We start from the raw sequence: 13,354 nt of genomic DNA, 5'->3' as shown, positions 1-13,354 counted from the left end.
CCGCCCCCTGGGAACCGCAAGCCGGTCTGCCCGGCGGGGGCCTCAGCGGCCCCCGGCGACCTCCAGGAACGCCCCCGTGGTGTACGAGGCGGCCGGGGAGAGCAGGAACAGGATCGCCTCGGCGACCTCCTCCGGCTGCCCGCCGCGCCGCATCGGCAGGTTCGGCGCGACCCGCTCGACCCGCCCGGGCTCGCCGCCGAGCGCGTGGATGTCGGTGTGGATCAGGCCCGGGCGGACGCAGTTGACCCGGATGCCCTCGGCGGCGACCTCCAGTGCCAGCCCGCGGGTCATCGAGTCCACCGCGCCCTTGGCGGCCGCGTAGTCGACGTACTCGTTCGGCGAGCCGATCCGGGAGGCGGCCGAGCCGACGTTGACGATCGCGCCGCCGCGCCCGCCGTAGCGGGTGGACATCCGGCGGACGGCCTGGGCGGCGCACAGGAACGGGCCGGTGATGTTGGCGGCCCAGATCCGGTTCAGCCGGTCCTCGTCGATGTCCTCCAGTCGGCACTGCTTCTCCAGCGTGCCCGCGTTGTTCACCAGTCCGGTGAGCTCCCCGAGTTCGGTGTCCACGGTGGTGAACAGCCGCTCCACCTCGGCGGTGCGGGTGACGTCGGCCCGGACGGCGAGGGCGGTGCCGCCCTCGGCCCGGATCGCGTCCACCACGGCCGCCGCCGAGGCCTCGTCCGTACGGTAGTTGACGCAGACCCGGTAGCCGCGGCGGGCGGCCAGCAGGGCGGTGGCGGCGCCGATGCCGCGGCCGGCGCCGGTGACGATCAGGACTTCGTCGGTGGTGGTCGACATGATCGGTACGCTACCCGGCAGCTCAGCCGCGGGCACCCGGGGACGCCGCCCGCAGCGCCGCGATCCTCGGCGCCCGGCTCTTCGGCGAGTCCAGGCTGAAGCCGCGGGCGTCGCCGAGCTCGTCCCGGACGAAGGCCGAGGTCCGGGCGACCGCCTCGCGCAGCGCGTCGTCGGGCGGGACGAACAGCTGGTGGACGATCTCGGCGCGTTCGGTGTCGTACTCCCACAGCCCGACGATCCGGCCGCGGTCGAGCACCAGGTGGGTCTGCGGGTCGGTCTCGCAGCCGAAGGTGCGTCCGGCCCTTCCGGCCGGCAGCGGGCGGGCCGCGTCGGCGGGGTCGAGCAGCCGGGGCAGGTCGCGGTGCAGCAGGTGGATGCCGTCGATGCCGGCCAGCAGGGTGTAGTGCGGATCCTTCGGCACCTCGAACCCCGCGAACTCCTCGGCGAGTTCGGGCGGCAGCAGGAGATCGGAGCCGGGTGCGAGCGGGACCGGTCCGGCCTCGGCGACGGCCCGTCTGGCGGTGGCGGCGGTGAAGCCGGAGAACCAGCGGAAGTGCTTGAGGGTGGCCGGGCCGGCCCAGGAGAAGTAGCGGCGGGCGAGGTCGACGGCGTCGCCGCGGACCGGCTGGTCCCAGCCGACGTAGCCGTAACGCTGTTGGTCCAGACGGCCGTTGACCGGCACCCGGCGGATCCGCCCGCGCGACTGCATCAGCCCGAGGGCGAGCGGCAGGGTGGTCGCCAGTCCGCGCTTGCGGCCCGCCTCGCCGAGCGGGCGGACCGCGTCGCCGACCGCCTCCCGGATCGTGGTCGGGTCCAGCGGCCGGTCCGCGGTCAGCACCCGTTCGACGGCCAGGCAGAGTTGTTCGACCTCGTCCCTGGTGACCCCCAGGTGCTTCTGGGCCGCGGCCAGTTCACCCGCCGGGGCGGCCGCGCCGGCCGCCAGGCCGAGCGCGAAGTCGGCGGCCGGCAGTACGTACGTACAGCCGCGCGCGGACGGCAGCTCGTGCACCTCCAGGGCGGCCACCGCCGCATCCACCGCCGCCCGGCCGAGCCCGGCCCGGGCGAACAGGCCCAGGTACGGGGCCGCGCCGCCCACCGAGCGGGCCCAGCCGGTGGCGGCCAGCACCTCGGCGGCGGACACCCCGGTGCGCGGGCGGTCCAGCCACTGCCGGTGCGACCACCAGGCCCGCAGCTTCTCGACGTCGGCGGCTTGCCGGTGGGGATCGTGCTCCATGGGGCCAGTATCGGCGGCCGGGCGGACCCCGGACCGGAAATCGCTCGCTCGGCGCGGCCGGTTCCGGAGAGGATTCCGGAGCGGGTGCGGTAGCCGCCCGTCCGTTCGAGAGGAGTCCGTCCGTGTCCGCCACGCCCGGCACCGTCCTGCTGTCCGGCATCGTCGGCTCCACCGCGTACGGCTTCGCCCACGCCGGCTCGGACGTCGACCGGCTGGGCCTGTTCGCCACCCCCACCGAGGAGTTGCACGGCCTGCACCGCCCGGCCGAGTCGCACGTCACCACCGCGCCGGACGTCACCCTGCACGAGGCCGCCAAGTGGTGCCGCCTGGCGCTGTCCTGCAACCCGACCGCCTCCGAACTCGTCTGGCTGCCGGAGGACCTGTACGAGACCGTGACCCCGCTCGGTCGCGAACTGGTCGGGATCCGCTCGACGTTCCTCAGCGGGCCGGCCGTCCGCAAGGCCTATCTCGGTTACGCCGACCAGCAGTTCCGCAAACTGCTGACCCGCGACACCGGGGACCCGGTCACCCGCCGCCGGGCCGCCAAGCACGCCAGGCACCTGGTCCGGCTGGTCGAACAGGCCGTCCGGCTGCACGAGAGCGGCCACCACCTGATCCGGCTGTCCGACCCCGAGCACGTCCGTGACCTCGGCGAACGCATCGCCGACCGCCCGGATACCGCCGAATCCCTGCTCGCCGACGCCGCCGAACGTCTCGCCCGCCCCGGCGTCCTGCCCGTCACCCCCGACCCACGCCCCGTCGAAGCCTGGCTCCGCCGCGTCCGTGCCGCCCACTACACCCCGCCTCAAGCCCTGCCCCAGGAACCCGGCGCGTCCACCCAATCCACTGGCGGAGCCCTGGGCCCCACCGGGTAGGATCGCCGTGGCCCTCCCCACCCGGGACCTCCGGGATCCAGCCGGGGCAAAGGGCCGCGGGCCACTAGCTCAATTGGCAGAGCTGCGGACTTTTAATCCGTAGGTTCAGGGTTCGAGCCCCTGGTGGCCCACTCTTCCCGGAGGCGTTCTCACCTTCGCTGACCCGCGACTCAGCGCCCTGACCCGGTTTTGCCGGTCAGGGCGTTTTCGCTTTCCCGGGTGCGGGTGGGTCCGACGGTAGCGTGATCGTGGAGTGCCGCAGCGTCTCAAGGGACGAGACCCTTCGAGTGAAGAAGCGGAGCAAGGCCGCCTGATTGGCGGTTCGCTGGCTGCCGGGGAGTTTTCCAGACCATACGTTCAACTCCGGCGCTCACAGCGGCGGCGCTGGTGCGCAGAGTTCGTCCACACCTGTCACGGACAAAGCCAGGAGGAACAGTCATGCGCCTGACCCGCTGCGCTCTCGCTGCCGCAACGGTGGCGGCCTCCGCCTCGGCCTTCGGCCTGCCCCTCTTCCTCATGGACCGGACGTCCCACGGTTCCGATGCCACGCGGGTCCGCATGGTCGGCGCCTCCGGTACGTCGCTGGGCAAGGCCGAATCGTCCTGGCCACTCTCCACGAATCCGGGCCCGCAGGAATCAGTGCGCCCCTGTCACAGCTACGGCGGCCCCTACTGCGGCTGGGTGGGAGCGTACTGGGGCGGCTGTGACCGGGAGTGGGGTCTGAGCTACGGAATCAAGAACCCTGACCGGATCTGCCCCCACGACCCCCGCCCGAGCGCCTCGGCCACGTCGGACTCCACCGAGAGCAGCAGTTCCTCCTGACCGGTCCCGCCGGGAGACCGGCCGTTCGCTATCCGTACGGCTGGGTCGGCGGCACATCAGGCTCCTGACGTGATGCGGCGTCACGGGCCGAAGGTGCTGCCGGGTCCTGTTCCGGCCGGGTAGCACGCTGCCGACGGCGTCGGCGAAGCCAGGCCGTAGCCAGCGCCCCTAGAGTCAGCAGCAAGCCGCCCGCCGCGATCCCGATGCGCTTCGCGCTCAGACGACCAACGCTCCTGACGGCAGCCGTACCACCAGGCGGAAGAGGGAGGTTGGTGCCCCCGGAGGCGAGAGCCTCCGGCGCGGGCCGGCCGTTTTGACGCTGGTCCCCTTCCCGGGGTGACGGGGAGCCGGACGCCTGGGGCGACGGGGTGCCGGACGAGCCGCCTCCGTCGGCAGCCGCACCATCATGCGGATGGGCCTCGTCATCGCGGTCACCGTCGTTGTGGCGGTGGTCGTCGTCGTAGTAGTCGTCGACGCAGTGGGCGGCTGCGAAGAAGAAGGATCGCTCGTGGCGGCCGAAGGTCTTCACCACGAAGACCGGGTGCTCCCGGAAAAAGCCACGAATCTGGAACTGATACTGGCCGCTGGTGTTGGTGGGATAGTCCACGTTCAGATATGTCGCAACAGTAAAGCTGTCCCATGGCGCGTCCGGCGGCGAGGACGAGGACGGCGGGTTCCCCTGGAGAACGAGAGCCTCCGGCCCGCGCCGGCTGTTGGTCAGAATCGCCCTGAGGGTTCTGTCGATGAGCACGACGCGGCGGGGGCTGAAGCAGTGGCGCCAGGGATTGTGGTGATGGTGGCGCCCTTCCCCCTCTCCTTCCCCGTCCCCTTCCTGGGACCACGGGGAGCCGGGCGCGTGCCGGGTGGACGCCTGCGCGGCGACACCTGCAGGCGCGGACGCGAGGGCGAGAGCCGCACCCGCCAGCGACGCTGCAACCCAGGGCCGAAGACTCATCCGATGACCTCCATGGGTGGCGGACGCGGGCAACCGCCGGCTGGGCGACACAGTCGAGTGTCAGAAGAAGTTAAGAGGGCCCGACTCATCACATCGTGAACATCCTCGGGGAGCCGCACCCTTGTCACTCAGCCGCAGCAGTTTCGTGCCCCTGGTGGCCCATGCGATGGAACCGCGCCTGACCTGGGCGTTCTCCCTTCGGGGAGGACGCCCTTCGTCGCCTTCGGGGCGTGGGGAGGTGCCCCGGCGGGAGTGAGTGACGTGGGCTCAACTATCTTGATGGCATGGGACCTTTGAAGCCAGATGTTGCCCAGCTGGTCGTTGGACTTGTCTGTTTCTTTCTGATATTCGGGGTTCTCGGGGCGCTGCTGCTTCCGCGCATCGAGAAGACCCTGGCGGAGCGCCGGGACGCCACCGAGGGTGGTGTCGAGCGGGCGGAGGCGGCGCGGGCGGAGGCCCGGCGCGTGTACGAGGAGTTCCAGGGGGAGCTCTCCGCGGCGCGGCACGAGGCGGCGCTGATCCGGCAGACCGCCACCGAGGAGGGGGCCGCGCTGATCGCGCGGCTGCGGGCCGAGGGGCAGCAGCTGCGGGACCGGATGCTGGCGGAGGCGAAGGTCCAGCTGGAGGCCGACCGGGTGCTGGCCGAGGCCGAGCTGCGGGAGGACGTGGCCCGGCTGGCCGGCGAGCTCGCGGGCCGGGTCATCGGCGAGCCGGTCGCCGAGCTGCCGCGCACGCGGGCGATCGCCGATGAGTTCTTCGCCGAGCACGACGCGAAGGCGGGCGCGCGCGGCTGAGGTCCCGCACCTGTCGTACTTCCCCTCCAACGGGTTCGGGCCCTGGTCGGTGGCACAGCCACCGACCAGGGCCCGAACCGTTCGCGGTCAGCTCTCGGTCGCGAGGGCACGGGCACGGGCGGGGGTGCGCGGGGCCGGGGCCGGGGGCTTTGGTGACCGCGGATGGCGGGAACGCCTGGCGCGCCAGCTCTGCCAAACTCCGTCAGATCGCGCGCCTGACCGAAAGGCGGCCGCCCCGACTCCGGCACCCCGCGGACCATGACGGATGTCATGTCGGACGGGTGCCCGCCGACACTGACGCGGCCTCAGGGCCCGGCCGTAGCGTAGTGGTCATGGAGATCACGAGGAGCACCTCGACCCCGGCCCGTCGCACCGAGTGGAGCGTCGCCCTGCTGGGCGGCCTGAAGCACCGGGGCGAGTTCGAGGCCCGCGAGCGCACGGTGCACGTCGCCGCGGTCGGCGGCGCCAAGCTCGACCACACCGAGGCCGCGCTTCCCGCCGCCCCGACCCACCTGGTCAAGGCGGCCCTGGTCGGCGGTGCGGAGCTGGCCTACCCCGGGGGCGCCTCGGCCGAGGTGGACGCCTTCTCGGTCTTCGGCGGCGTCGACCTGACCGTCCCGGCCGGCACCACGGTCGAGGTGAGCGGCTTCTCCCTGCTCGGCGGCCGCAGCAAGGGCGTGACCGGCGAGCCCGGCGGCCCGGTGGTCAAGGTCCGCTCCTACTCGCTGGTCGGCGGCGTCAAGGTGCGCCAGGGCGCCTGACCGTTCCGGCCGGGGCCGGTCCAGAGCTCTGCCGGAGCGGTCCGATCGGTTCCCGGAGCGGTTCGACAACGGTCGCTGTGGCTGGGTTCTGGACCGACGAACCGGGCACCCCCGTGGCCCCCGTGACGGGCGACCCGGCGGCCAATCCGCCCATGCGGGGCCCCGAGGTCGAGGCCCAGTCCGACGGCGGGATCCCCTGCGTCTTCCAGGCGGCGCGGGCCTGTCCGAATTGGGCGGTTTCAGGTGATATGTCGGCAAATCGCCGTGTGGTGCCGGGGGTTGTAGGTGTACCTGAGGGCTGTGATCGTCTTTGCTCTCAATATGATCGGAAGCCACGATGGTCGGTCTGTACCGACCCTCGTACGTGCAACCTGGGAGGGGCCTCGTCCGTCTCTTCTGTGTGCGGTGCGCCAGATCGTCCGGGGCGTCGCTTCCGTCGGTGAAAGGTACGCGCATGTCAGGTCGGAAGGGCGAGAGCCCGGCTCGGGGCGAGGACGTGCCCACGACGGAAGGCGCTACGGGCTCCGTGCCCGGGCCGCGCAGCGGCGGCCGGGCGGAGGCCCGCCGGGCCGCGCAGGGCAAGGGCGGCGGCGGTTCCGGGGCCGCGGGCGGCGGCCGGGCGGCGGCGCGCAAGAACGCCAAGCCCAAGAAGAACGTGAAGAAGATCGTCGCCTGGTCGGCGGCGGGCGTGCTGGTGCTGATCGCGGGCACCGGCGGCGCGATCTACTTCAAGCTCAACGCCAACATCAAGTCCTTCGACGCGGACGCGATTTCCACCGACCGCCCGCCGGAGGCCAAGGCTGACGCGGACGGCAACAAGCCGGTCAATGTGCTGCTGATCGGCTCCGACAGCCGGGGCGGCAACAACTCCGACCTCGGCGGCGGCGAGGACGGCGGCGCCCGCTCGGACACCACGATCCTGCTGCACGTCTACGCCGATCACAAGCACGCCGTGGGCATCTCGATCCCGCGCAACACGATCGTCCCGATCCCGCCGTGCAAGCTGCCCAACGGCAAGTGGACCAAGGGCGGCAACGACCTGTTCAACGCCGCCTTCTCGGTCGGCGGCAGCGACAACGGCAACCCTGCCTGCACCCAGAACACCGTGGAGAAGGTCACCGGCATCCGGGTCGACCACACCATGGTGGTCGACTTCAACGGCTTCGCCGCGATGACCAAGGCCGTCAACGGCGTGGACATATGCCTGCCGAAGCCGATCTACGAGGGCGACATCAACCCCAACCTGCACAAGAAGGGCGACCTCGTCCTGCCGCAGGGCAAGCAGACCGTGGACGGCCAGAAGGCGCTCGACTACGTGCGACTGCGGCACGGCATCGGCGACGGCTCCGACATCGGTCGGATGAAGCGCCAGCAGGCCTTCATGAGCTCGCTCGCCACCAAGATGAAGAAGGAGGGGCTGAGCCCCACCAGCCTGCTGCCGCTGGCCGACGCGGCGACCAAGTCGCTGACCGTCGACCCGGGGCTGGACTCCGCGGACAAGCTGCTCTCCTTCGGCCTGTCGCTGAAGAACATCGACATGCACGACCTCAAGTTCGTCACCGCGCCCTGGCGCTACCGCACCCAGGACGCCAACATCGACCTGGTCCAGCCGGACGCCAACAAGCTCTGGGAGACCCTCAAGGCCGACCAGACCATCGACGGCCAGAACGCCACCGGCCAGCAGCCGGACGCCCCCGCCAGCACGAGCGCCGCGCCGTCGCAGGCCGCGCCCAGCACCCCGCCCGCCCCGGCCGGGGACGCCACCAACTCCGCGATCAAGGTGGCGGTCTACAACGGGACGACCGTCAACGGCCTGGCCGGCAAGGCGACCGATCAGCTGAAGGCCGCCAAGTTCACCGCCAGCACGGCGGGCCAGGCGGCGAGCACCAAGCAGAAGACCACCACGATCGAGTACAGCTCCAGCCAGAAGGCGAACGCCGAGAAGGTCGCCGCGCTGTTCCCGGGCGCCAGCCTGGAGCCCAGCAGCGCGCGGGGCATCTCGGTGATCGTCGGCCAGGACTTCGCGGCGGCCGCGGGCCTCGCGCCCGGCGGGACGGCCTCCGCCACCACGCCCGGCACCCCGACGCCCCCGCAGCCGCTGCCGACCACCGTCACCAACGACGCCCGCTCGGCCGACGACGACATCTGCGCGAACACCACCTACGGCAGCGGCGGCTGACCGCCACCACCGGACGGCGCGGGCACGACCCCCGGGACCGGCGCCCTCCGGGGCGCGTGGGCCCGGGGGTCGTGCCATGGTGGGCCTGGGGCCTGTGCGCCCCGGGAGGGGACCACCACGGCACCGAAAGGCGGACCCCATGCCCGAGATCGCCATGCAGATCGACATCGCCGCGCCCCGGGACGTCGTCCTCGCCGCGCTCAACACCCACGACGGGCTGACCAGCTGGTGGACGACCGCCGTGGACCGCGAGGACGACGTGCTGCTCTTCGACTTCCCCGGCGTCCCCGAGCCCTTCCGGCTGCGCCGCGAGCGGGCCGACCTGGAGCGGGTGGTGTGGGCCAACGCCGGGGCCTTCCCGCCGCACTGGGCGGGCACCTGGATCAGCTGGGACCTCGCCGACCAGCCCGACGAGCCCGAGCGCACCCGGCTGCTGTTCCGGCACGGCGGCTGGCAGCCGGGCAGCGAGGAGGGCGTGCCGATGGTGGCCGGCACCTGGGCCGAACTGCTGGTCCGGCTCAAGGACTACGCGCAGAGCGGCAAGGTGCAGCCGTACTTCGTCACCGCCAAGCGGCACGATCCCGAGTGAGCCCCGGTGGCCGGTCCGTGCGCCGGTCCGTGGGCCGGTCCGTGTGCCAGCCCGTGCGCCGGTCCGTGCGCCAGCCCGGGCACCGGTCGGTGCACCGGTAACGGCACCCGTCGAGGCGTTGGTCGCCCGCCAGGGCGCCGTCCGGTGGCGAGAACGCGTCGGCGGGCCGAAGGTGGGCGGTGTACCGCCGTCGTACCGCCGTCCGCGCGGACGGCGGTACCGGTCCCGGCCGGGCCGCCGCCCGACCGACACACCACAGCCGGCCACCACCGCCTCCGGGAGGCCCAACGATGCCCGTAGTGACCGATCCGTACAAGCCCGGCACCCCGTGCTGGATCGACCTGATGGCGAGCGACCAGCAGGCCGCGCTCGACTTCTACCGCGACCTGTTCGGCTGGCAGGGCGAGATCGGCCCGGCCGAGTTCGGCGGCTACGCCGTGTGCACGCTCAACGACCGCCCGGTCGCCGGGATCATGGCGCAGTCCGCGCCCGAGGGCCAGCCGGTGCCGCCCGTCGCCTGGACCACGTACCTCGCCTCGGACGACGCCGACCAGGCCAACCGGTCCATCGCCGCGGCCGGCGGCACGATCCTCTACGAGCCGATGGACGTCGGCACGATCGGCCGGATGATGGTCGCCGCCGACCCGACCGGCGCGGTGTTCGGCGTCTGGCAGGCGATGGACTTCATCGGCGCGGGCGTGGTCAACGAGCCCGGCGCGCTGGTCTGGAACGAGCTCAACACCACCGACACCGACGCGGCCGGCCGCTTCTACCAGCTGGCGCTCGGGCTGCGCCCGGCCACCATCCAGGGCATGGACGGCTGCTTCTCGCTGAACGTCGGCGACCGCACCGTCGGCGGTATGCAGAAGATCCCCGGGTACCTGGGGGCCGGCACGCCCTCGCACTGGATGACGTACTTCTCGGTGGACGACACCGACTCCGTGGTGGACGCCCTGGTCAAGACCGGTGGTGCGGTGATCCAGCCGCCGTTCGACATGCAGTCCGGCCGGATGGCGGTGGTCCAGGACCCGCAGGGCGCGGTCTTCGCGGTGATCCAGTCGCCCGAGGCGCAGATGCCCGACTCCCCCTGATCCCGTGGTGGCAACCGGAAGCCGCCCTTCCCGCGACGCGCCGCCGGGAATGGGCGGCTTCCCCTCCTTCCCGGGTAAGACTGCACCCATGCTGGGGCTACCGGACGACATCCGCGCTTTCCTCTTCGACCTCGACGGGGTGCTCACCCAGACCGCCACGGTGCACGCTGCGGCCTGGAAGGGCACCTTCGACGCCTTCCTGCGCGCCGAAGCCGCCCGCACCGGCGGGCAGTTCGTCCCCTTCGACGCCGTCAACGACTACGACACCTACGTGGACGGCCGCCCGCGCCTCGACGGCACCCGGGCCTTCCTGCACAGCCGGGGCATCGACCTGCCCGAGGGGGCCGAGGACGACCCGCCGAACGCCCGTACCGTGCAGGGGATCAGCCGGGCCAAGAACGACACCGTGCTGCGGCTGATCCGTGAGCGGGGGGTCGAGCCCTACGAGGGCTCGGTCGCCTACGTGCACCGGCTGCGCGCGCTCGGACTGCCCAGCGCGGTGGTCTCCTCCAGTGCCAACTGCCGGGACGTGCTGCGCTCGGCGGGCATCCTGGAGCTGTTCGACGTGATCGTGGACGGCGTGGTCGCCAAGCAGCAGGGCCTGCCCGGCAAGCCCGCCCCCGACACCTACCTGTACGCCGCCCGCGAGCTCGGCGTCGACCCCGCGCACGCCGCCGTCTTCGAGGACGCGCTCGCCGGGGTCGCCTCCGGCCGGGCCGGCGGCTTCGGCGCGGTGGTCGGCGTCAACCGCACCGGGCAGGCCGCCGAACTGCGCCGCGACGGCGCCACCGTGGTCGTCGACGACCTTTCCGAACTGCTGGGGGGCGAGTCATGAGTCCTGCCGACAACTTCACGATCGACCCGTGGCAGATCACCGAGCACGGCCTGGACCTGACCGAGTTGGCCCGGGCCGAATCCGTCTTCGCCCTGTCCAACGGCCACATCGGCCTGCGCGCCAACCTGGACGAGGGCGAGCCGCACGGCCTGCCCGGCACCTACCTCAACGGCGTGTTCGAACTGCGCCCGCTCCCGTACGGCGAGGGCGGCTACGGCTACCCCGAGTCCAGCCAGAGCGTCATCAACGTCACCAACGGCAAGATCATCCGGCTGCTGGTGGACGACGAGCCCTTCGACCTGCGTTACGGGGAACTCCTCAGCCACAAGCGCTGGTTGGACTTCCGCGAGGGCATGCTGCACCGCGAGGCCGAATGGATGTCCCCGGCCGGGCGGACCATCCGGGTGCGCTCCACCCGACTCGTCTCGCTCACCCAGCGCGCCATCGCCGCCGTGGAGTACAGCGTCGAGGCGGTGGACGGGCCGGTGCGGATCGTGCTCCAGTCCGAGCTGGTCGCCAACGAGCAGCTGCCCGGCGGCCCCGAGGGCGACCCGCGCGCCGCCGCCGTCCTGGAGGCCCCGCTGCAGGCCGAGGCGCACCACGCCAGTGGCACCAAGGCCGTCCTGGTGCACCGCACCCGCTTCAGTGGCATCCGGGTCGCGGCCGGGATGGACCACGTCATCGAGGGCCCGGAGAGGCTCGACACCGTCGCCGAGGCCGGCTCCGACCAGTGCCGGATCAGTGTCACCACCGTGCTCGGGGCCGGGCAGAGGCTGCGGCTGCTCAAGTTCATGTCCTACGGCTGGTCCGGCACCCGCTCGCTGCCCGCCGTCCGGGACCAGGTGGAGGCCGCGCTGACCGCCGCCCGGTACACCGGCTGGGACGGTCTGGTCGCCGAACAGGCCGACTACCTCAAGGAGTTCTGGAAGACCAGCGACATCGAGATCGAGGGCGACGTCGAACTCCAGCAGGCCGTCCGGTTCGCCGTCTTCCACGTCCTGCAGGCCGGCGCCCGCAGCGAGGAACGCGCCATCCCCGCCAAGGGGTTGACCGGCCCCGGCTACGACGGGCACAGCTTCTGGGACACCGAGACCTTCGTCCTGCCGGTGCTCACCTACTGCCTGCCGAGCGCCGTCAACCAGGCCCTGCGCTGGCGGCACACCACCCTCCCGCTCGCCCGCGACCGGGCCGCCCAACTCGGCCTGACCGGCGCGGTGTTCCCCTGGCGCACGATCCGCGGCGAGGAGTGCTCCGGCTACTGGCCGGCCGGCACCGCGGCCTTCCACATCGGTGCCGACATCGCCGTCGCCGTCGCCCGCTACGTCCGGGCCACCGGGGACGAGGAGTTCGAGCGCGACTACGGCCTCGAACTCCTGGTGGAGACCGCCCGGATGTGGCGCTCGCTGGGCCACCACGACACCGCCGGGAGGTTCCGGATCGAGGGCGTCACCGGCCCCGACGAGTACAGCGCCGTCGCCGACAACAACGTCTTCACCAACCTGATGGCGCAGACGAACCTGCGCGCCGCCGCCGAGGCCGCCGTCCGCCACCCGCGCGAGGCCGGCGCCCTCGGCGTCGACACCGAGGAGACCGCCGCCTGGCGCGACGCCGCCGCCGCGATGTACATCCCGTACGACGCCGACCTCGGCGTCCACCCGCAGGCCGACGGCTTCACCCACCACCAGCTCTGGGACTTCGAGAACACCGCGCCGGAGAAGTACCCGCTGCTGCTGCACTTCCCGTACTTCGACCTGTACCGCAAGCAGGTGGTCAAGCAGGCCGACCTGGTGCTCGCCATGCAGGTGCGCGGCGACGCCTTCACCGACGAGCAGAAGGCCCGCAACTTCGCCTACTACGAGCGGCTGACCGTCCGCGACTCCTCGCTCTCCGCCTGCACCCAGGCCGTCATCGCCGCCGAGGTCGGCCAACTCGACCTCGCCTACGACTACACGGCGGAGGCGGCGTTGATGGACCTGCACGACCTCGGCGGCAACACCCGCGACGGCCTCCACATGGCCTCGCTCGCCGGCGCCTGCATCGCCCTGGTGGCCGGCTTCGGCGGCCTGCGCGACCACGGCGAGACGCTCGACTTCCGGCCCCGGCTGCCCTCCGGGCTGATGAAGCTCAGCTTCTCGCTGCTGGTGCGCGGGCACCTGCTCGGCGTGCAGATCACCCACGACGGGACGACCTACACGCTGCGCCGCGGCGAGGTGATCCACCTGCGGCACGACGGCGAGACGGTGCAGGTCAAGGCCGGCTCCCCGGTCACCCTGCCCACCACCGCCCCGCCCGCCCAGGAACGCTGCGCCCAGCCCCCCGGCCGTGAGCCGGCCCGCCGCCAGCCCCAGGCGGGGCTGGCCGCGGGCAAGCTGGGGCAGCACGACCACCTGGCGGCGGAGTAGCCGCCGGGGCCACCCC

General features: G+C 72.4%; 11 protein-coding genes and 1 tRNA gene. 9 read left to right on the top strand and 3 right to left on the bottom strand.

Going from position 1 to position 13,354, the window contains the following annotated elements:
* Nucleotides 1-42: 42 nt before the first annotated feature.
* Both ACZ3UD_RS04680 and ACZ3UD_RS04675 read right to left on the bottom strand, forming a co-directional pair.
* The gene (locus tag ACZ3UD_RS04680) at nucleotides 43-801 is read right to left on the bottom strand and encodes an SDR family oxidoreductase (RefSeq protein ID WP_465582178.1); all 759 of its coding nucleotides are present in this window, start codon (nucleotides 799-801) and stop codon (nucleotides 43-45) included.
* Nucleotides 802-823: 22 nt separating this feature from the next.
* On the bottom strand, nucleotides 824-2,035 hold the full coding sequence (locus ACZ3UD_RS04675; RefSeq protein WP_465582176.1) for a DNA glycosylase AlkZ-like family protein: 1,212 nt from the start codon (nucleotides 2,033-2,035) through the stop codon (nucleotides 824-826).
* Between the two features lie 122 nt (nucleotides 2,036-2,157).
* Here ACZ3UD_RS04675 and ACZ3UD_RS04670 point away from each other — a divergent pair, with 122 nt between their 5' ends.
* Complete coding sequence (locus tag ACZ3UD_RS04670; RefSeq protein ID WP_465582174.1) at nucleotides 2,158-2,910, top strand: nucleotidyltransferase domain-containing protein; 753 nt, start codon at nucleotides 2,158-2,160, stop codon at nucleotides 2,908-2,910.
* Between the two features lie 58 nt (nucleotides 2,911-2,968).
* Nucleotides 2,969-3,041, top strand: a tRNA-Lys gene (locus ACZ3UD_RS04665).
* 719 nt (nucleotides 3,042-3,760) lie between these two features.
* Here the strand turns inward: ACZ3UD_RS04665 and ACZ3UD_RS04660 are convergent.
* Nucleotides 3,761-4,339 carry a hypothetical protein gene (locus tag ACZ3UD_RS04660; RefSeq protein WP_465582172.1) on the bottom strand — a complete coding sequence of 193 codons (579 nt, stop codon included), beginning with the start codon at nucleotides 4,337-4,339 and terminating at the stop codon, nucleotides 3,761-3,763.
* A gap of 632 nt (nucleotides 4,340-4,971) precedes the next feature.
* On the opposite strand from ACZ3UD_RS04660, the gene ACZ3UD_RS04655 reads away from it, so the two are divergent.
* From ACZ3UD_RS04655 to ACZ3UD_RS04625, 7 genes are all read left to right on the top strand, one after another.
* A complete protein-coding gene (locus ACZ3UD_RS04655) occupies nucleotides 4,972-5,481 on the top strand; it encodes a F0F1 ATP synthase subunit B family protein (protein ID WP_465582170.1) in 510 nt (169 codons plus the stop codon).
* A 332-nt stretch (nucleotides 5,482-5,813) separates the two neighbouring features.
* Nucleotides 5,814-6,242, top strand: coding sequence for a hypothetical protein (locus tag ACZ3UD_RS04650; RefSeq protein ID WP_465582168.1), 429 nt, complete (start codon nucleotides 5,814-5,816; stop codon nucleotides 6,240-6,242).
* Nucleotides 6,243-6,696: 454 nt separating this feature from the next.
* Entirely contained in the window at nucleotides 6,697-8,421 is a 1,725-nt protein-coding gene (locus tag ACZ3UD_RS04645) for an LCP family protein (protein WP_465582166.1), read from the top strand.
* Nucleotides 8,422-8,560: 139 nt separating this feature from the next.
* Nucleotides 8,561-9,010, top strand: a complete 450-nt coding sequence (locus ACZ3UD_RS04640; RefSeq protein ID WP_393037760.1) for an SRPBCC family protein — start codon at nucleotides 8,561-8,563, stop codon at nucleotides 9,008-9,010.
* 290 nt (nucleotides 9,011-9,300) lie between these two features.
* Complete coding sequence (locus ACZ3UD_RS04635) at nucleotides 9,301-10,101, top strand: VOC family protein (RefSeq protein WP_465582163.1); 801 nt, start codon at nucleotides 9,301-9,303, stop codon at nucleotides 10,099-10,101.
* Nucleotides 10,102-10,189: 88 nt separating this feature from the next.
* Entirely contained in the window at nucleotides 10,190-10,936 is a 747-nt protein-coding gene (locus ACZ3UD_RS04630) for an HAD family hydrolase (protein WP_465582161.1), read from the top strand.
* Nucleotides 10,933-13,338, top strand: coding sequence for a glycoside hydrolase family 65 protein (locus ACZ3UD_RS04625; protein ID WP_465582159.1), 2,406 nt, complete (start codon nucleotides 10,933-10,935; stop codon nucleotides 13,336-13,338). Before ACZ3UD_RS04630 ends, ACZ3UD_RS04625 begins: the two co-directional genes overlap by 4 nt.
* Nucleotides 13,339-13,354 lie beyond the last annotated feature (16 nt).

The organism is Kitasatospora sp. NPDC023118, from assembly GCF_055560875.1.
The sequence above is the reverse complement of the archived record's forward strand: the minus strand, read 5'-3'. Positions and strand labels throughout refer to the sequence as shown.